Annotated in this window: 23 protein-coding genes; 4 read left to right on the top strand and 19 right to left on the bottom strand. The window is 46.4% G+C overall.

Features of this window, described 5'->3' with window-relative positions:
• From BN1234_RS09625 to BN1234_RS09585, 9 genes are all read right to left on the bottom strand, one after another.
• Nucleotides 1-335 (bottom strand): beta-ketoacyl synthase N-terminal-like domain-containing protein (locus BN1234_RS09625; protein ID WP_281177642.1); only part of this gene is annotated, 335 nt, incomplete at its 3' end.
• A gap of 155 nt (nucleotides 336-490) precedes the next feature.
• On the bottom strand, nucleotides 491-724 hold the full coding sequence (gene acpP, locus BN1234_RS09620; protein WP_054956448.1) for an acyl carrier protein: 234 nt from the start codon (nucleotides 722-724) through the stop codon (nucleotides 491-493).
• A 105-nt stretch (nucleotides 725-829) separates the two neighbouring features.
• On the bottom strand, nucleotides 830-1579 hold the full coding sequence (gene fabG / locus BN1234_RS09615) for a 3-oxoacyl-[acyl-carrier-protein] reductase (protein WP_054956447.1): 750 nt from the start codon (nucleotides 1577-1579) through the stop codon (nucleotides 830-832).
• A 60-nt stretch (nucleotides 1580-1639) separates the two neighbouring features.
• Entirely contained in the window at nucleotides 1640-2569 is a 930-nt protein-coding gene (gene fabD / locus BN1234_RS09610) for an ACP S-malonyltransferase (protein WP_054956446.1), read from the bottom strand.
• Nucleotides 2570-2604: 35 nt separating this feature from the next.
• Nucleotides 2605-3597, bottom strand: a complete 993-nt coding sequence (locus BN1234_RS09605) for a beta-ketoacyl-ACP synthase III (protein WP_054956445.1) — start codon at nucleotides 3595-3597, stop codon at nucleotides 2605-2607.
• Nucleotides 3598-3605: 8 nt separating this feature from the next.
• Nucleotides 3606-4592 carry a phosphate acyltransferase PlsX gene (plsX, locus tag BN1234_RS09600; RefSeq protein ID WP_054956444.1) on the bottom strand — a complete coding sequence of 329 codons (987 nt, stop codon included), beginning with the start codon at nucleotides 4590-4592 and terminating at the stop codon, nucleotides 3606-3608.
• A 28-nt stretch (nucleotides 4593-4620) separates the two neighbouring features.
• Nucleotides 4621-5187: a transcription factor FapR gene (gene fapR / locus BN1234_RS09595; protein WP_054956443.1), complete on the bottom strand. Its 567-nt coding sequence runs from the start codon at nucleotides 5185-5187 to the stop codon at nucleotides 4621-4623.
• Between the two features lie 179 nt (nucleotides 5188-5366).
• Nucleotides 5367-5540: a 50S ribosomal protein L32 gene (rpmF, locus tag BN1234_RS09590; protein ID WP_006211382.1), complete on the bottom strand. Its 174-nt coding sequence runs from the start codon at nucleotides 5538-5540 to the stop codon at nucleotides 5367-5369.
• Nucleotides 5541-5593: 53 nt separating this feature from the next.
• Nucleotides 5594-6103: a YceD family protein gene (locus tag BN1234_RS09585; RefSeq protein WP_054956442.1), complete on the bottom strand. Its 510-nt coding sequence runs from the start codon at nucleotides 6101-6103 to the stop codon at nucleotides 5594-5596.
• A 183-nt stretch (nucleotides 6104-6286) separates the two neighbouring features.
• Here BN1234_RS09585 and BN1234_RS09580 point away from each other — a divergent pair, with 183 nt between their 5' ends.
• The gene (locus BN1234_RS09580; protein ID WP_054956441.1) at nucleotides 6287-7522 is read left to right on the top strand and encodes a nucleotidyltransferase; all 1236 of its coding nucleotides are present in this window, start codon (nucleotides 6287-6289) and stop codon (nucleotides 7520-7522) included.
• Here the strand turns inward: BN1234_RS09580 and BN1234_RS09575 are convergent.
• A complete protein-coding gene (locus tag BN1234_RS09575) occupies nucleotides 7512-8552 on the bottom strand; it encodes a SepM family pheromone-processing serine protease (RefSeq protein WP_054956440.1) in 1041 nt (346 codons plus the stop codon). The genes BN1234_RS09580 and BN1234_RS09575 overlap by 11 nt on opposite strands.
• A 117-nt stretch (nucleotides 8553-8669) precedes the next feature.
• Between BN1234_RS09575 and BN1234_RS09570 the strand changes: the two genes are divergently transcribed.
• Nucleotides 8670-9899: a nucleoside recognition domain-containing protein gene (locus tag BN1234_RS09570; protein WP_054956439.1), complete on the top strand. Its 1230-nt coding sequence runs from the start codon at nucleotides 8670-8672 to the stop codon at nucleotides 9897-9899.
• On the opposite strand, the gene coaD is transcribed toward BN1234_RS09570, so the two are convergent.
• Nucleotides 9880-10392: a pantetheine-phosphate adenylyltransferase gene (gene coaD, locus BN1234_RS09565; RefSeq protein WP_054956438.1), complete on the bottom strand. Its 513-nt coding sequence runs from the start codon at nucleotides 10390-10392 to the stop codon at nucleotides 9880-9882. The genes BN1234_RS09570 and coaD overlap by 20 nt on opposite strands.
• Nucleotides 10382-10987 carry a 16S rRNA (guanine(966)-N(2))-methyltransferase RsmD gene (gene rsmD, locus BN1234_RS09560; protein WP_054956437.1) on the bottom strand — a complete coding sequence of 202 codons (606 nt, stop codon included), beginning with the start codon at nucleotides 10985-10987 and terminating at the stop codon, nucleotides 10382-10384. The genes coaD and rsmD overlap by 11 nt, the downstream gene beginning before the upstream one ends.
• Before the next feature lie 733 nt (nucleotides 10988-11720).
• Between rsmD and BN1234_RS09555 the strand changes: the two genes are divergently transcribed.
• Nucleotides 11721-11927: a DUF5316 domain-containing protein gene (locus tag BN1234_RS09555; RefSeq protein WP_054956436.1), complete on the top strand. Its 207-nt coding sequence runs from the start codon at nucleotides 11721-11723 to the stop codon at nucleotides 11925-11927.
• 94 nt (nucleotides 11928-12021) lie between these two features.
• Here BN1234_RS09555 and BN1234_RS09550 read toward each other — a convergent pair whose 3' ends face one another.
• Nucleotides 12022-12270: a helix-turn-helix domain-containing protein gene (locus BN1234_RS09550; RefSeq protein ID WP_054956435.1), complete on the bottom strand. Its 249-nt coding sequence runs from the start codon at nucleotides 12268-12270 to the stop codon at nucleotides 12022-12024.
• A 51-nt stretch (nucleotides 12271-12321) separates the two neighbouring features.
• A complete protein-coding gene (locus BN1234_RS09545; RefSeq protein WP_054956434.1) occupies nucleotides 12322-12912 on the bottom strand; it encodes an HD domain-containing protein in 591 nt (196 codons plus the stop codon).
• Nucleotides 12913-13064: 152 nt separating this feature from the next.
• Between BN1234_RS09545 and BN1234_RS09540 the strand changes: the two genes are divergently transcribed.
• Nucleotides 13065-13736: a tetratricopeptide repeat protein gene (locus tag BN1234_RS09540; protein WP_054956433.1), complete on the top strand. Its 672-nt coding sequence runs from the start codon at nucleotides 13065-13067 to the stop codon at nucleotides 13734-13736.
• A gap of 73 nt (nucleotides 13737-13809) precedes the next feature.
• On the opposite strand, the gene BN1234_RS09535 is transcribed toward BN1234_RS09540, so the two are convergent.
• The 5 genes from BN1234_RS09535 to BN1234_RS09515 all read right to left on the bottom strand — a co-directional run bounded on the left by BN1234_RS09535 (nucleotide 13810) and on the right by BN1234_RS09515 (nucleotide 19249).
• The gene (locus BN1234_RS09535; RefSeq protein WP_245640139.1) at nucleotides 13810-14445 is read right to left on the bottom strand and encodes a GDSL-type esterase/lipase family protein; all 636 of its coding nucleotides are present in this window, start codon (nucleotides 14443-14445) and stop codon (nucleotides 13810-13812) included.
• A 124-nt stretch (nucleotides 14446-14569) separates the two neighbouring features.
• Nucleotides 14570-17734 (bottom strand): MMPL family transporter, encoded by a 3165-nt coding sequence (locus tag BN1234_RS09530; RefSeq protein WP_054956432.1) that lies wholly within the window; start codon nucleotides 17732-17734, stop codon nucleotides 14570-14572.
• Nucleotides 17718-18221, bottom strand: coding sequence for a MarR family winged helix-turn-helix transcriptional regulator (locus tag BN1234_RS09525; RefSeq protein ID WP_054956431.1), 504 nt, complete (start codon nucleotides 18219-18221; stop codon nucleotides 17718-17720). Before BN1234_RS09525 ends, BN1234_RS09530 begins: the two co-directional genes overlap by 17 nt.
• A 114-nt stretch (nucleotides 18222-18335) precedes the next feature.
• A complete protein-coding gene (locus BN1234_RS09520; protein ID WP_054956430.1) occupies nucleotides 18336-18764 on the bottom strand; it encodes a GNAT family N-acetyltransferase in 429 nt (142 codons plus the stop codon).
• 35 nt (nucleotides 18765-18799) lie between these two features.
• Entirely contained in the window at nucleotides 18800-19249 is a 450-nt protein-coding gene (locus BN1234_RS09515) for a MarR family winged helix-turn-helix transcriptional regulator (RefSeq protein ID WP_054956429.1), read from the bottom strand.
• Between the last annotated feature and the right edge of the window lie 21 nt (nucleotides 19250-19270).

The following is a 19270-nucleotide window of genomic DNA, read 5'->3' as shown; positions in this document are numbered from 1 at the left end:
AAACCGCCAATACCGGATCCGATAGATACTCCTACGCGTTCTGCATCAGCGTTCTCACCAATCTTGATCCCGCTGTCTTCAAGCGCTTTCGTACCTGCAGCTACCGCAAATTGAACAAAACGGTCCATCTTGCGCGCTTCCTTGCGCTCCATATAATCTTCCGGATTAAAATCCTTTATCGATGCAGCAATTTGCGTCGGATATTCACTGACATCAAATGCCTCGATATGCGATACACCTGATTTACCGGTCATCAAGCTGTTCCAAAACGTTTCGATGTCCTGACCAATGGAGGTCATAACACCCATTCCTGTAACAACCACTCTTTTCTTCAAGCAGATTCACCTCTATATGGACTGTCCAAACATTCTACAATATCGTAAAAACCCTGGAACAGCATAATCTATCATCATAATTCATGACACTTTAATCCGTTTGAGAAAATGTGGAGAAGTCCCGCCTTACAACAAGAACGGGACTCACTTTAGACTTAGGTATGAGATTGTATGTACTTTACAACTTCACCTACGGTCGTAATTTTCTCCGCATCTTCATCAGAGATCTCCATATCAAACTCATCTTCCAATTCCATAACCAATTCAACTACATCGAGAGAATCAGCTCCAAGATCTTCTTTGAAAGATGCTTCTAGTGTTACGTCGGCTTCGTCAGCACCCAGGCGGTCGACGACGATGCGTTTAACGCGTTCCAATACATCGGACATCCGGCTCACCTCCTCTTGGTAATTATACAAGTTATCATTTCAAATTGCCATAGAAGGCAGTTGAAAACGTTAGTTATTGCAGACACTCTGGTACAGCGGGAAATGTTACATATACATTCCGCCGTCCACATGAAGTGTCTGCCCTGTCATGTAGCCTGCGCCGGAAGAAACCAGGAAAGTAACGACATCAGCGATTTCTTCCGGTTTTCCAAGGCGTGCAAGCGGGATATCCCCCAGCATCTTCTCACGCATTTCCTCTGATAGCTCCCGCGTCATATCGGTATCAATAAATCCAGGGGCGACAGCGTTCACGGTAATTCCACGGGATGCAAGCTCACGGGCAGCGGATTTCGTCAGCCCGATTACTCCGGCTTTGGCAGCTACATAGTTCGCTTGACCCGCATTACCCAGAGCTCCAACGACAGAGGAAATATTAATAATTCGTCCATAGCGCTGCTTCATCATCGGACGGGTTACCGCCTTCAGGCAGTTAAAGACACCTTTCAGGTTCGTTTCAATCACTTGGTCGAACTCTTCTTCTTTCATCCTCATGATTAAATTATCTCTAGTAATCCCGGCATTATTCACCAGAATATCGATTCTGCCCCAAGTGTCAAGCACTTGCTTGACCAGCCCATCCGCTTCAGCGCTGATTCCGACGTTAGCTTTCAATGCAATAGCTTCAACGCCTTTAGCACGTATTTCAGATACAACTTCCGCTGCAGCATTCTCGTTACCGGAATAGTTAACAGCTACATTTGCCCCCATGTCAGCTAAAGCAAGCGCAATACTGCGCCCGATCCCCCGGGAAGCACCTGTAACCAGAGCCGTTTGTCCTTTTAAAGCTTCGTTCATGAATGTACCTCCTTTCCCCGAGTCTACCCAAAAAGTGGAGTTTTCAGTTCCAAAGAGAGCCTACAGTGCCTCGAACTCCTTAATGCTGGCCAGACTATTGATATTAATCAGCTTTACACTTCTGTCGATCTTCTTAATTAGGCCGGTCAGCACATTTCCTGGTCCGATCTCGATAAAGGTATCCACACCTTGGCTGATCATCCATTCCACGCTGTCATGCCACAATACTGGAGAATACACCTGCTCTACGAGCAGCTTGCGAATATCTTCGGGTGAGCTGACCGGCTGCGCTGTAACATTAGCAACTACAGGTACAGCAGGTGCTGACAGATTCACACCCTTAAGCTTCCCAGACAGAAGCTCAGCAGCTTCTCTCATCAGAGAAGAGTGAAACGGGCCGCTGACCTCAAGAGGAATAGCCCGCTTACCGCCTGCTTCCTTAACGCGTTCCGATACGGCTGCAACCCCTTCAGCCGAGCCTGATATTACAATTTGTCCGGGGCAGTTAATATTCGCCAGTTCCACAGGATTCCCGTTTTCTGATACCTCACGGCACAGGCTGTCCAGTGCTGCACGATCTGCTCCGAGCACTGCTGCCATAGCTCCTTGTCCGCCGGGAACGGCCTGTTCCATATATTCACCGCGCGCACGTACAATCCCGACAGCTTCCTTTAGAGTCAGAACTCCAGCTGAGACAAGTGCACTGTACTCCCCAAGGCTGTGTCCAGCCACATAATCCGGAGTAATACCTTTCTCGCGGAAAGCCTCCAAATATGCCACGCTGGCAGCAAGAAGTGCGGGTTGTGTATTGTATGTTTGCTTCAATTCCTGATCCGGACCTTTAAACATGATTGAACTTAGAGCGAATCCAAGCGATTCATCTGCTGTTTCGATGACCCTGCGGGACGCCGGGACTTCATCAAATACATCTTTGGCCATGCCTACCACTTGGGCGCCTTGGCCTGGAAAAACAAAAGCTATCTTTCCCAAATGTAATGCTCCCTTCAGCTAGATTACGATTTCTCCTACCATTTAAGAACGGATGCGCCCCAAGTCAAACCGCCGCCAAAACCGACCATTACTACGGTGTCGCCTTCCTTCAGGCGTCCATCTTCCACGGCTTCCACCAAGGCAAGCGGAACGGAAGCCGCCGATGTGTTAGCATACTTGTCAACATTGACTACCACTCTCTCTGCCGGAAGGTTTAAACGTTCCATAGCAGACTGAATAATACGTATATTGGCTTGATGAGGAACAAACACGTCAATATCTTCTTTGGTTATGCCCGCTTTAGACAGGACTGCCTCTGTCGCAGAGCTCATGACTCGAACCGCAAACTTAAATACTTCCCGCCCGTTCATGTAAATATAGTGTTTCTTCCCTTCAACCGTTTCAGCAGACGCCGGCATACGAGAACCGCCAGCTTCAAGATAAAGGTGTGCGCCTCCAGCTCCTTCTGCCCCAAGATCAAAGGATTGAAATCCTCTTCCTTCCGGAACTTCTCCAAGCACGACTGCGCCTGCACCATCACCGAACAGCACGCAGGTGTTGCGATCCGTGTAATCTGTAATTCTGGACAGGCAATCTGCACCAATGACGAGCGCATTATTGTACATTCCTGTCTGCAGAAAATTCGTTGCCGTAGCCAGACCATATACAAATCCTGAACATGCTGCCGATAAATCAAATGCAGCGGCTTTTTTAGCACCGAGACGATCCTGTAAAATACATGCCGTAGACGGAAAGGACATATCCGGTGTAATCGTTGCGACGATAATCAGATCCAGATCTGAAGCTGACAAGCCTGCAGAGTCCAGTGCTTTAACCGCAGCTTCATATGCCAGATCCGATGTTGCTTGATTATCTGAAGCAATATGACGTTCCTTGATTCCTGTTCGCGAGACGATCCATTCATCATTTGTTTCTACTATTTTCTCAAGATCGCTATTTGTTAAAATTTTCTCAGGCACGTATTTGCCTGTTCCGATAATTCCAACCGGACGTAAATTGTTGTTCATGTTCTCACTCACTTCCTGCTAATTTCGTTCGATATGCTTTCAACCAAACGATTTTGCATGGCTATCCGGGCTTGACGAACCGCATTCTTAATCGCATTACCGTCAGCAGAACCATGACTCTTGACCACCAGACCGCTTAACCCAAGGAGCGGGGCCCCTCCGTGCTCCTTGTAATCCATAACAGACTTCAGATTTTTTAGCTGCGGCATCATCATAGCAGCGGCCAGCTTCGTTTTCAGCGATTGTCCGAATTGTTCCTTCAGCAGTGAAAATAAAGCCCCAGCTGTTCCTTCGATAGATTTCAGCAAAATATTGCCGGCAAACCCATCGCACACAAGCACATCACACACACCGTTCATTACATCACGAGCCTCCACATTGCCGACAAAATGAATTGGCAGCTGTTCGAGCAGAGGATAGGCATGCTTCGTTAATTCATTTCCCTTGCCGGGTTCTGTTCCGACATTCAAGAGACCTACTCTAGGCTTGGATATCCCATGTACTTTTTCACGGTACAAGCTGCCCATCAAGGCATATTGTTCAAGATGCTCCGGCTTGGAGTCCATATTCGCACCCAGATCCAGAGCGAGTACGCCCTTTCCGTCCAGCGTAGGAATCATCGGTGCAAGCGCAGGGCGTTCGATCCCCTGCATCCTGCCCACAACAAGCAATCCTGTCGTCATAAGTGCCCCTGTGTTACCGGCAGAAATCATTGCATCGGCTTTACCTTCACGGACCATTCTTCCCGCCACGACCATTGAAGCGTCCTTCTTACGTCGCACAGCCCTAACAGGCTCGTCCTCTGCTTCGATCACTTCACTCGCATGTTCAAGAATCAGATTCGAAGGTGTTTCTTTCAGAAGCGGCTCAATCCGGGCCTGGTCTCCCACAAGTATAATCTCCGTATCTTTCCACTCCTGGGCAGCAGCAATTGCACCCTCTACGTTGCTGAGAGGGGCATTGTCGCCACCCATAGCATCTATAGCAATTCTCATGCTGAATCCTCCTTAAACTCTTGCTCTGTTACTCCCCTGTGGAACGGTATACAACAAAGTTCCCCTGGAATACCATTTCATCACCGACATAGGTAAACACCTCGACCTTAGCTTTACCCTTCTGTCCTGCATTTGAACGCACATAGGCTTTTGCAATGCATTTCTCTCCAAGCCTTACTTGCCGTAAAAAACGAATATCTGCTGACGAAGTCAGAGCGATCTCATCATTAATAACAGCAACAGCGAGCGAATTCGCCTGAGCGAAAACGTAGTGTCCCCTGGCAATCAGCGTTTTGCTAAACACATGCTCTTCCCGGATTTCAAAAATGGAAATACCACTCTTGTCTAGCTGTAAATCTACCACATCACCGATCACTTCTTCCAGTGACAATGAACGGACCTGATCATAAGAATGCTCGGCCATCAGCTTCATCCGTTCACGAAGCTCAGGAATGCCAAGCTCCATCCGGTCAAGACGAATCGTCTGAATGCTCACTTTGAGCTGGCGCGTTAACTCTCGGTCTGTGACAAAAGGGTTCTCATCAATCAACTGAATCAACCGCTGATGCCGATCTTTTTTAGATAGACGTTCGATGACGGTGCAACTCCTTCTGCCTCAATGGCATCATTCTCTTCATTTATGTAAAATGTTAACCCTAATATTAGAACCTGGTACTAAAGTTAAGTATAAATCATGTTACTTCAAAAAGAAAGTGGCTTAAAGACAAAAAAAATAGCACCTCACCAAAGATGAAGTACTACTTATTAAAAAAACTATTGCTTGATAATCTCTCTTGCTTTGTACGTTCCGCACACTTTACATACGCGGTGAGCAAGTTTCAATTCTCCGCACTGTTCGCATTTCACCATGCCTGGCACAGCCAATTTAAAGTGAGTACGACGCTTGTCACGACGTGTTTTGGACGTTCTACGTTGAGGTACTGCCATGTTCCCACCTCCTTATCAGTTAACCCGTTTACACGGGATGTTCATATCCATCATCATTTAAAAAAGTCCTTCAGCCCAGCTAACCTCGGGTCGATTACTTCTGTATCGCAATTGCAGGAACCTTCATTCAGGTCTTTACCGCAGCTTGGGCAAAGCCCCTTACAATCCTCACTGCAAACCGGGGCAAACGGCAAGTAGAGTATAAAAGCTTCTTCTACATACTCAGCGAGATCCACACTCTCGCCCTTTACGTATGTAATATCTTCACTTTCATCCTGAACATTATCAGGATCCTCTACGGGCTGGAATACTTCATGAAAAGGGATGTCCAGTTGTTCAGTAACCGGTTTAAGACAGCGTGAGCATGTCATCTCTAGCTGACCCTTTAACCGACCATGAACGTCTACCGAGCCAGTGACGGTTGGTGTAACCGTTAGATCCACTTCAAGCGGAGCTACAGAAACAATTTCCTTCCGACCCTTTACAGCTTGGCTAACATCCACGGTTTGATGGAACTGTAACGGTTGATCGCTGGTTGTCAATTTCTTAAATTGAATAAGCATATCCATCACTCCAAGCAAACAAAGATTATTATACCGATTTTAAGAGACTTTTGTCAACATCATACCAATCAATTTCTAGACCGAAATTGTTTTTAATATAGCATCGGTAATTCGATGCTGCTTCAGTTATTCTTGCAGAAGAGCCAATGAATTATGATATATTTTTATCAAGGAGTTGGTTAAATGAAAACCGTTGGAATTGTTGTGGAATATAACCCCTTGCACAACGGCCATGTGCTTCATTATACAAGATCGAAAGAAATCACCCAAGCGGATGCTGTAATTGCCGTTATGAGCGGTCCATTTTTGCAACGGGGTGAACCCGCGCTCGTTCATAAACGCGCACGTACAGAGATGGCGCTTCATATGGGTGCAGACCTTGTCATCGAACTGCCGGCAGCCTATGCTGTACAACCGGCAGAGTGGTTCGCTTACGGCGCTGTTTCTCTTCTGAAAGGGACCGGTATCGTCGACTGCATTTCCTTTGGTTCAGAAAGCGGAAGCCTCAAGGAAATGCTCCCGCTTGCCAAGGCGCTGGCTAGAGAAAGCGGGGAGCTTCAGATTGAGATCGCACAGCGCATGGCAAGCGGCAGTAACTTTCCCGCCGCGTACGCAGCAGCTGCCGCCTCAGTAACAGGAGAATCGGAAGCATCCATTCAGCATTTATCACAACTGATGTCACAGCCCAACAACTCGCTTGGTCTGCATTATCTGATCGCGCTTGAGCGGCTCGATAGCAGCATCGTTCCATATACCATTCCGCGGGAAGGTGCCAATTATCACGATTTGGTACCGGCTAACCGGAATATTGCCAGCGCGACCTCAATCCGCAAGCTTATTTTGGAGGATGGACTTGATTCTGTTTCATCCTACGTTCCGGAATACACGCTTGATATTCTTCATAGGGAATTCGCTGAAGGATTTGGGCCTATGGACTGGGAAAGATTTCGTCAACCGTTGTTCCATGCCCTGCTTACACACAGTACGTCTGAACTCGAATCATATTATGAGGTAACGGAAGGGCTTGAACACCGGATCAAGCGGCTTCTCCCTGAGCTTCGTGAACCTACTGTTGAATCCCTGCTCACTGCATTAAAGACAAAACGCTATACACGAACCAAGCTGCAGCGTATGCTTCTGCATATCTTGCTCCATCATCGCAAAACCGAATTAACCCGTTCCCAGCTCGCTGAAGGTCCCGGGTTTATCCGGGTCCTCGGCTTCAGCACGAAAGGAAGGACGCTTCTAAAGCAAATGAAAAGGTCGGCCACACTGCCGGTAGTCATGAAGCCCTCCACCTTCTCGCATCCCTATTTAACTTGGGATCTGGAAGCAGCTGCTGTCTACGCTAACGCATATCCAAGCCCTGCAGCAGCCCAAATGTTCAGTGATTTTTTCCTTCCTCCTGTTACCCTTTAGGAGACAAGGCATTCATATAGTCGATCGCATCTCCGAGCTTGTCAACCGGGATAAGCTTCATATCGGTACCGATGTGATCGGCTTTTACTTTAGCCTCTTCATAATTTTTACGCGGAACGAAGAATAGTTCTGCTCCCTCCCGGTGAGCAGCCACAATTTTATGTTTGACTCCTCCGATCGGCCCCACGTTGCCTTCATTATCAATGGTTCCGGTTCCAGCCACACGATAACCCTTACTTAGATCTCCAGGTGTAAGCTGATTATAAATTTCCATCGTGAACATCAAACCGGCAGACGGGCCTCCGATTTCTGTGTCCGCAAATATAATCCGATGATCCGGATTTCTCGGCTCTACCTTCTGCATGGTGGCAATGACCACCCCTAAGCCTGGACGCTCTGTTCCGGTTTTATTATCCTTAATCGATACTAAAGGCACCTTCTCCGTAATCGTCTTGCCGCCCCGCTCTAACTTAACTTCTACCACATCCCCGATGGTTTGGGCAGACAGCATTTCAGCAAGCTTAACATTGTCAGAAGCCGGCTCGCCATCGACGGAGAGCAGCTTGTCACCTGGTCGGAAGCGTTCCTTGTTCGCCGAGTCTTTTGGAACCGACATGATAAACATGTAAGCAGGAATGATATCGTAATCGATATCCGCTTCATGATAGGCTGCCTCCATTGCTGAAGACTGGGATGAATTCATATAGTACATTTGGGTGGCTGCATATTCCGCTTTGTTTTGGCCGCCCATCTTCTCTTCCTTCGGCACCACTTCAGCGTTCGAGTTAAAAGCCGACATGACCAGAAGTGCCATATTGGCATAGCTTGCTGATACGGTTGTAAGCATAAAGGTTCCTTCTTCAGAAGGATCGCCCTTCTCAACAGAAATCATTGGCCTTACTTCTTCTGCACTCCCCGGCTGGTAAATCAAATAAGGTGTTGGCATGTACACGACCACATACAGCAATATTCCAATGAGCAAAAGATATACAAGTACTCGTATACCACCTGGTTTAACGGTTCTTTTCATGATTTTCCTATCCCCCTGCAATAACTAACGCCACTCCTTGGTACCTCTTTTGGTCTGATGGTTGTCTCCTCTGCATACAGTGGTACTAGCCATGTTTATGCGGAGAGGAGAATCCTTTTGAATAAAGACAAAGCCACCCTTCGTTCATCCGGCATCTGGTCCACCATTCTTCTCGGCACCGCTGCTCTCATGCTTGTAATATCCGTTGTCAGTGCGCCTGAACCAGCCTTTCAGGCTTCTCTCCATGCATTGAAGTTATGGTGGAACATTGTATTTCCGGCGCTTCTCCCTTTTTTAGTTCTGGTGGAGATGATTAATGCCTATGGCTGGTCCCATGGTATGGGCGTGCTCCTAGAACCGATGATGCGAAAAATATTCCACCTGCCGGGCAGCGGAGGCACCGTGCTAATCACCGGCATGATTGCAGGATTTCCGGCAGCAGCTCAGCTGTCAGCCGAAATGGTAAAGAATAATGAACTCACAGCAGCGGAGGCCGGAAGGCTTACAGCCATGGCCCACTTCTGTAATCCCATGACCATTCTGGTTGTTATTGGAGGCGGCCTTCTTCATCAACCGGAAGCAGGATATTTCCTGCTCGCAATCCACTGGATCTCAGGTCTCCTTGCAGCATGGACGTACTCTCCTAAGTCAAAAAATACCGGGCGAGCTAACCTTAAGCGTTCAATCTATACTAGCATGGCCGTTGGACAGCAAAAAGGCACATCTTTGCTGCTGCAAGCAGCCAAAGCCGCAGCAAGGGCACGCAGCCGGGATGGAAGGAGCTTCGGTAAACTGCTGGGCGAATCCGTAACACGTTCCGTTCAAACCTTAATGATGACCGGCGGCTTTATCATGATCTTTGCGGTCATGGTGAATGTATTATCAGATCCTCTTTCTTCAAATATCATTCCATTTATTGCAGCCGGTTTACTCGAAGTTCATATCGGATCTCAGTCGATCACTGAAGGAATATTCACTTCACCCGGTTTACAACTGAGTCTTCTCTCAGCCGTTCTGGCTTGGAGCGGCATTAGCGCTCAACTTCAGAGCCTTTCTGGCCTAAAATCTCATGGAAGCGTGAAATGGAGCGTATTCGCATTTAAACGGCTTGTGCATGCAGCTTATGCCTTTGGTTTAACCCTTCTCTTCTGGAAGCCGGCAGCTTCCATGACTCTATCTGTCCTTCCGGCTTTTGGTGTTGTGCCTCATGAAGCTTTGCAGAGTGATCAGCATTTTAGTCTCTGGAACAAGTTTCCTGAGCTCTTTCAATGGCAAGTGATTGCTTCGATTGTTCTAACAGCTATGTTCTGGGCAATATCCCGCTATATCATTCGACGTAATGATTAAACTTTTTACGCAGAGCAATATCTACCTCCGGACTAACCAGATCTGTTGTATCCCCATTGAAATGGGCTATTTCTTTCACAAGACTGGAGCTTAGATAGGAGTACTTCGGATTGGTCATCATAAAAATCGTTTCCGCATCCGGATTCAGCTTATGATTCGTTGATGCCATGGCCAGCTCATACTCAAAATCAGTAACCGACCGGATTCCGCGCACAATCACTTGTGCTTCTTTTTGACGGACATAATTGGCAAGTAAATCCCGGAACCCGTCCACCTCAACATTGGGCAGGTGAGAGGTCACTTTTCTCAGCAGCTCTTTCCGCTCTTCTAAGGTAAACAAAGGATTCTTACTTAAGTTGTTAAGCACAGCTACGATGAGCAGATCAAACTGTTTGGATGCTCTCGTAATAATATCCATATGCCCCATCGTTACCGGATCAAAGCTTCCGGGATAAACGGCGACGCGATATGTACTTTTATTCTCAGTTTTCATGGGTGGTACCCTCCTTGCCGGGCTCGTCCGCCGGTTCTTCTGTTCTGTTATATTCGTATATGGACACGGCAGTCTCTCCGTACTTGGCGGTACGCAAATGACGGAACCCGCTGACTTCCTCGGGATATGAATAACTTGATTCATATTCCAGTACGATTAAGGCATCTGCACCAAGCAGCCCTCTCGCAGCCATTTCCATCATCAGTGCATCGCCATTTTTCATACGGTAGGGTGGATCCAAAAACACAAGGTCAAAGATTGCTTTTCTCTTTTCGAGTGCTTTAATCGCTCTTCCTGCATCGTTACGATATATTTCAGCATCCGCTTCAAATCCTGTCGATTTGAGGTTAGCCTTAATGGTATCAATGCTTTTCGGTTCCATGTCGATAAACACTGCCCGCTTCATTCCCCGGCTCAGCGCCTCAATTCCAAGCCCCCCGGTTCCGGCGAACAAATCCAGCACAGCTCCACCGTCAAAATACGGACCTATCATACTGAATATGGCTTCTTTCACTTTATCCGTCGTTGGACGAGTACCCATGCCAGGCACGCTTTTCAGCGGCCGGCCCTTGGCACTTCCCGCTACTACTCTCACTACAACTATCACCCGTTCTTTGTCTAAATATGAAATGCCGGCAGCGTCATTCTCCGCTAAAACGTAAAATCGGCATTTTATGAGGCTATCGTAACATAATCGCACCGCATATGAAAAATGATTCATACCCTGTGCTCATTGTTTTTTCAAAGACCACGTATATTCCATATGCCCCGCGGGCATCCTTAAATTATCGACATCAATGTATGTCGTAGACAACCGCGGAGAAGACTTACGTTTCCCCATAAGCTCTTCGTCCGGTTTCTCCTCTCCCATGAATTGAGCGCCTAGAGATAGGCGCTCTTTTCGTTGTTTTCATTGGGTGAATCGCTTCATTTTGTTGTTGAGAGACGCTGCGGGTACGAATCGTTTCGTCCCCTCCGCTGCTTCGTGCATATCCAGTCAAAAAGGCCAACCCATAAATAACAAAATCTTTTAGGATGCGTATCCAGTGAGGACGAAACAGTAATCACCCAAAACGCTTTTCAAGATTATCATTACGTCTACACTCAACTGATAGAAGTCATCGATAAATCCAAACAATGTCATGACGATGCCGGATAACCTACTTAAAATCGCCGCATCTATTTTAATAATAGAGATAAACATTTGAAAGAAATCTCTTTACTTAAACCGCCCCAACTGCCACAATATGGATAATAGTAGTGCCTGTTTGGATTTCATAGTCTAAACGATCCGGAGTCCAACACGTTTGAAATAGGAGGTATATCAAATGAAAATTCTTCTGATTATTGGAATTGCCTGCCTCTTGATTACGGGGCTTCTGTCAGGAGCATTTACGACTGGATATCAGCAGAGAGGAAATTTCTACGCTGATTCGAAGGATGACCGCAGATCTAAACAGAAAACGGCTAACTGGTTCTTTTTGGCGGGGGTCATATTTCTGTTATTATCCGGGGTATGGTGGCTGTTTCAATAATCTTCTAAATTCATCAACCATTACTTATATGAAAAAAGCGTGCCAGAGCCCCTCCTCCGCACGCTGATCCAGGTATTATTTTTGCATCATAATTTTATTCGTGCTGCTCTTCTAATTCCCTGGTGCAATCCTCCACCGGCATATCTGGCTTTCTGCGCCGGTCAATTAGCCCCTGTTCCCCTTGTTCACGATACTTCCGCATCCATACCTTCAACCGGCCAATATCAGGTATACTCAATGCTTCAGCTACTTCTTTCTTGGTCATTCCATCCAGCCGCATGGCAATAGCTTTTTTCTTGGTTTCCAGGCTGTAATACTGAAAAATCTGCCCCTTTTTCGCCATTGATATCACCTCTACCGATATATATCGGCTGTGAGATGCTATTTTTCAATATCATGGCAATAAGTAACCCTTCTTTACCGCATCACCAATCAGTTCCTTAGCCCATTCGGCAATAGCTGGAACAGATGAGGAGAGTGAATCAATCCGTGATAAGACTTGGGTTGAAGTCACGTTATGCTCACGCCATGACTTTCCTTCTGTCGCATAATTGTGAAGAATCGGCTGGAGACGGTCCATTGCAGCAGCGAATTTGGCTTCATTTGAGCTTTCTTCCTCAAATTCAAGCCACAGCTCCATCATCCCTCTTCCCTGGTCTTCAGGCAGAATTTGAAAGATCCGCTTTGCCGCTATTTGCTCCCTATCGAACTTATCTAAATATCCTTTCACGTCATATGCAAAAGTGTCACCTGCATCAATCTCAACCAGGTCATGAATCAAAAGCATTCGAAGTACCCGCAGAAGATCCGGTCTCTCCTCACCAGCATGCTCTTCAAGCACCGCTGCCATCAGTGCAATATGCCAAGTATGCTCCGCGTCGTTCTCTCTCCTGCTTCCATCAGTCAAATAGGATCTTCTAACGATACTTTTCAGCTTATCTACTTCTCTAATAAATTCCAATTGTCTCATAAAACGTTCATTCATATGCTGGTCCCCCTGATATACTTTTCATTTGTTAGCATGTTCTATGTAAAATTGTCCTAACTCCATTTCATCTTATGATATAATGGGAAGGCTATATAAGTAATCATTTTACACAATGTTCAAATTTTTACAAAGGAAGATGGAGGAGTATAATGGGTAAATTTTTTGGTTTCATTTTGTTATGGAATATAATCGGCAATCCGTTCATTGCCATACTAGTTCTGCTTCTAATTGTATATCTTCTGGATCGTCGTTTCGTCGGGTTATTTCCGAGCGTTACTCGACCCTTCAAGCGGCTTCGTCAGATCTCAAAACTCCGTGCTACTATTGCAAGCAGCCCAAGCGATGTATCCTCCAGACATGAACTTGCAAGATTACTCATCGAACGAAAAAAGGTTGATGAAGCATTAAAACTTCTGGAATCCATCCAGATCCAATCTGAAGATTCTGCTGAATATTGGGATGACCTGGGGACATGTTTATTGAAGACAGGAAACGTATCCCAAGGCGAGCAATACATACTTAAGGCTCTTAAGCTCAATCCGAGAGTGAAATATGGACGCCCCTACCTGCGTTTAGCTGCGGCTTTCAAATCATCGGACCGGGAAAAAGCTATTGCTTACGTTGAGCAGTTCCATTCTATACATTCCTCATCGAGTGAAGCATTCTACCTTCTTGGGTCCATGTATAAGGATTTGGGCAGAAATGAGGAAGCTAAGGCAGCTTTTAAGGAATCTGTCGCCATCTATAAATCTCTGCCTAAATACAAGAAACGCCAAGAGCGAAAATGGGCTGTGCGAAGCATTCTGAAAGGGAAAGGCTAATATTATTATAAGCAGCTTAAACATTTCCATATATCTAAAAAACCGGCTTTTCTCTTCGAAAAGTCCGGTTTTTTTATTTTATAGGCTTGTAACCAAGCCGATCCAGCTCCTCAGCAATTACACGATGCCCCTTCGTGCTTGGATGAATACCGTCAAAGGACAATAGCTCCTGTTCACGGCCGGCGAACCTCCAATAAATATCAGCGATCCGAAGGAAGCCGCCATGTTCCATTCCCCGTAAATATCTGTTGAAGCGAGTCACATACTCCGCTGCCTCACCCCAGGAGGGATATGGATTGTATAATCCTACTGCCCGTAAAATATAAGGTTGATTGTCCCCAGATTTCAGTTTGTAAATTGCTGATATACACCCGGAAATATTACGCTGGCACCGCTCCAAGGCCTTCTCGAGGCGCTCGCGGTCCGGGCGGAACCCACCCGATTTCACAGCTCGAATCAGGTCATTCCCCCCGATGGATATGGTGATTAATCCCGCAACTTTCAGAGAAATGCGTAACCGTGCATCACTCATAATCCGTTCATACAGCTTCTCCGAGGTCAACCCGTTAATACCCAGGTTCTTAAACCTTACAACCTGTTGAAGGCGCTCTTCAGCCATACGACTGTACAAGGGTACAAAACCGCTGCCGGGCAATGCTCCAACCCCAAAGGTCAGAGAGTCTCCGATCGCAGCGTACTGATACACCACATCCTTCACCTCCACCCCTGCTCGGTTAGATAGCATATGCCGGATTTTAGTTTTATGAAACGGATAACAGCCTCGCACCATGTGCCAATCCAAACAGGGAAAGATCGGAAATAAAGTTAAGCTTTTATAGGTTCAGGCCTTGATGATTTTCTTGAGCCTGATTATTCCTTGCTGTAAATGGCCACCAATTCGCTCTGCCGAACATTTTAACCATCACGGGAACGAAGAATGGCAGGAATAACAAGGCATACAGCACCAGCCCGGTCAGCACCACGGTTGCGATTTGCATCATGGACAGCACACCTGAAGGGTACATCGCTGCAAAAGTACCGCCTAATATCAAGACAGCAGACAGAATAACCGTACCCATGTTTCGCATCGCATGCAAAATGGCATCCTGAACACTCATCGTTCTATTCTCGTTAAAACGGTCCATCAGGAAGATACTGTAATCGACGCCAAGCGCCATAAGCATGACAAATCCAAAGAACGGAGTTGCCCAGCTAATCCCTGAATAGCCGAGCATATCTACAAACACAAATTCAGTGATCCCCAGTGATACGTAATACGTAATTATTAAGGAAAACATCAGATAGATCGGCATAACGATCGATCGTAGCAGGAAGATGAGTATGAGCAAAATCCCGGTTAACATCAAAATTACCGTACGGTTATAATCTTCATCCGAAATCATCTTCAAATCCGCATAGGTGCTTGTCACTCCGCTGATTGCCTGCTGTGCATTCTCAAGCTTTGTGCCCTTCACGGCTCGATCTACTGCCTCTTCAATAAGTTTTATACTATCAAGCGTACCGGCAGCATAAGGATTCCCTTCGAAAACAACGTCCAGGGTCATGATCTTTCGATCGGCAGACAAATAATTATCAAAAGCCCGCTCCATATCTTTATTGTTAAGTGCCTCTTGGGGAATAAAGAAACCGCTCAACTCTGTATCCGGCGCTGCTTGAATCTGTGCCAGATAATCTTGTGCTGTATCTAATCCGCTGCCAATCTTCGAAAGACCTTCCGCACTTTGATCAAGCCCATCAGTCAACTGAGCAAGCTGAGTCACCAATTGATCGAAGCCATCCTGAATTTGCTCCTGCCCGCCCTGCATCTCCTCAAGCCCTGACTGAATCGATGGCACCTTGCCAACCACCTGGCCTTGACCGGCTGCTGCTTGCTCCAGTCCATTCTGCAGAGCATCCATTCCTGAGATGAATTGATCAAAGCCTTTAGCCAGAGCCTGTTGACCCGCTGCTGCAGCCGCAAAGCCCTCATTGGCCTTGTTAAGCCCTTCGGCTGCCTGTTTCGTCTGCTGCTGCATCTGGGCCAATCCTGCAGCAAGCTGTGAAGCACCCTTTTCTGTCTCACTGACCGTGCCTCGTATCGTCAGGTAATCCGGATTCTGAAGTAAACCAGGCATGGCAGCTTCTAATCGCTTGAAGGAAGAATCCAATCCACCCAACGCACTTGCAACACCACTTAATTGATTCTGAATTGTATCCATTGCCTTGCCTAAAGCACTCATTCCTTGAGCTGCCTGCCTGTATCCTTTAAGCAGCTCCTGATTGGCAGCTGCAAGCTGCTGCACACTCTTCTTAGCGGTTATCAAGCCACTCTTCAGTTCACCGGCACCAGATGACCCACTCTGTATGCCCTGCTGAATCTGCCGTAGTGCATCCCCAAGCTGCCCGATTCCCTGTTTAAGCTCTTCAGTCCCCTGTGCAAGCTTAGCACTGCCATCTGCCGCCTCTTTCAGCCTTGGTTCATTTTGGCTTAATTGAAGACTGGCCTCCGACAACCCTTTTTGTATCTCTGATAATCCGTCCGTTGTCTGGTTCAGGCCCTCATTAAGAGTCCCGACTTGCTCTGCAACATAGAAATCCTTAATTTCATCACCAGCCGGGCGAGATAAGCTGCGAACCGAATCAACACCATCCACTTTTAAAATTTCGCGGGATATTCTTTCTGTTAAGCCCATATATTCACCGGTATCCATCCGGTCATCATTCTTAATGACTACGGTCGCCGGCATCGACTGCCCTGATCCGAATGCAGATTCAATGAGATTAAAGCCTTTAACCGACTCATAATCCTCACTTATTTCCTCCATGCTATTAAACGACAATTGCCCGTTATAAGAAACCAGGAACGGAATACAGATAACAGCAACGATAAGAAGGGCTGCCCACGAACGTTTAAGTGAGAATTGACCCGCAAGTCCCCAGACCTTGCTCTCTTTATGTTCGAGTGATCTCTTCGACGGCCAGAAGAGCCTGCTGCCGAGTACCGCCATGAAGAATGGAACAACTGTGAACAATGCTAACATCATGACTGCGATGCCAACCGCTACCGCGACAGCAGACCGGTATAAAATAAACTGGGACAACCCAATCGACAAAAATCCGACAAATACAGCGAGACCTGAGAAGAATACCGTTTTGCCTGCAGTCCGGTAAGTCTCTGTAATAGCTGCTGCTGTGTTTTCCTGTCTCAGCATTTCCTCTTTATATCTGCTTATCAACAGAATACAGTAGTCGGTTCCAATTCCGAACATCACGGCAACCATAAATATTTGAGTAAAAGTCGACAGCGGGAAATCGAAAGAATCCACTAAAAAAGCCACGATCGACTGGGATACCAGATAACTGATCCCCACCGTCAACAGAGGGACAAACGGTGCGACAATCGAACGAAACACAGCAAACAAAATAACAAGTATAAATACAATGGTGATGTATTCCGTCTTCTTGAGGCCATCCTCTGATCCTTGAATCGTGTCTTCATTAATTAATTCATTGCCCGTCAGATAATATTCAACACCGATATCACCTAATGCCTCATGTACTTTTGTTCTCATTTCTTTTTCAGGCATTTTCTCCTTATCCGATGAAACGGCAATCATAATGGTTGTGCCATCCCCGGATATCATCTTGTCTTTTAACAAGGGTTCATCAAAGGGATTCATCACCGAATCAATGCCCAGTGCAGACTTCGCTTCCTTCAAGTCAGCTACGGCTTGCTTGACCTTGCTCTCCCCCTCTTTTCCAAGGCCGTCCGCATTGTAAAATACCATTGCCGAATGGGCAAAATCTCCGCTGTCATTGCCGGCATTCATCTCTTTTAATAATTCGGATGCTTGTGAAGAGGAGTAGCCATCAGGGACGGATAACTGCCCTTTCTCCCGGACCAAATCCGTCATGGATGGTGCCGCCAGCAACAGCAGGACGGCGGCAGCGAGCCAAAATACGATAACAGCCCATTTGGCTTTAAGTATGATTTTCATTTACTCTTTCTCCTCCATGCCCATGCATCAACCTGGCCAATTTTTCATACAAGGTAATAAAGTGCTCCACTTCCCTTTCATCAAAATATGTCAAATAAGAGGATACAAGCGCCTGCAAATGCATCTTCGCTTGTCGATGCACCGCTTGCCCGGCATTCGTTAACTTTAAATAAACAACTCTGCGGTCATCCTCATCTCGTGTTCTCTCTATCCATTCACGCTCTACCATACGGTTCACAATCGCTGTGATGGAGCTCTTGCCGACAAACAGATTTTCCGCCAAAAAAGTCGATGTAGACTGCTCATTATTATTAATCAAACACATCACCTGGTACTGCTCTCTCGTCAAATCCACACCGATTCCTTCCCGGGTATCCGCCAGAATCCGCCTGCTCACCATCATATCCGCTTCGATGTATCGATTTATCCAGCTTTCTGTACTTCTAAGATCGATGTTTCTCCCCTCCTGTCCAATTAGTTCATCCATAAAACTATTTTATGATGGAACTATATTCCACCATGCTCAAAATGTCAAATTTAAACAATAAAAAACTGGTTAGTCTCCCTTTGCCGAGACCAACCAGTTTATATTGTTTCAATTTCAATCCTGCTCCTCTTCCACCTCATACACACACCGGAAGCGTTCTACTCCAGGATAGGTTTCTCCAAGACTGTAGATTTCGAATCCGATGCTGCGGTAGAAGCCTACGGATTCCTCATCCGTCTCCGCAATAACCCTTGAGGGCTTTAGCTGAAGCATCAGTTCCATAATCATTCCTCGGCCGTAATCCTTTCCACGGTTTTCCGGTGTAACAGCAATATGCTTGATCGTTAGTTCCTCATCCTCGATGTCTATACCGATAATACCGACTAATATTCCTTCTTCCTCATATCCGAACAGTTCCAGTCCATTCGGGCTCCTGTAGGCTTCTACAGCTTGATCCAATTGTTCAGGGTCTGGGAAAACGGAGTAGGCAAGCAGTTCCTTTACCTCTAAATCATCCAAACGTGAGGAAATATTTTTTATCATGTTTCTAACCCCATTTCAGCAGCTAATTTCATCCATCACAGCATTTCTTGTGCTGATGTTCCGAGTTTTCGAAGCAGAATAGATGCCTGTCGCTTCTCTTCATCAGATAACCCGCTTACTGCTTTCATAATCTTCTCTTTATGGCTGGCGAAGATGTTCTCAAACAACCTGGTCCCTTCTTCTGTCAGCTCTGCATAAATGACCCGGCGGTCTTCAGCCGAGGCTCTTCTTACAAGCAGGTTCTTTTTCTGCAGCTTGTCCACTACATAGGTAATGTTTCCGCTGGAAATAAGGACTTTTTCACCGATTTTTTGAAGAGGCTGCGGTCCTTTATGGTAGAGCACATCCAATACTCCGAACTCCGTTGAATTCAATCCATGGCTTTGAATACTACGATTCGAATGTGCCATCACTGAATTGTAAGCCCGTGAAAGCACCACTAACAAATATAATGACAAATCTTCGTGCTCATGATTATCCGACATGCTCTCTTAACCTCCGAAATT

The sequence above is a fragment of the Paenibacillus dakarensis genome (genome assembly GCF_001373415.1).
Lineage (GTDB): Bacteria > Bacillota > Bacilli > Paenibacillales > Paenibacillaceae > Paenibacillus_AQ > Paenibacillus_AQ dakarensis.
This window is presented reverse-complemented; position numbering and strand designations above follow the sequence as displayed.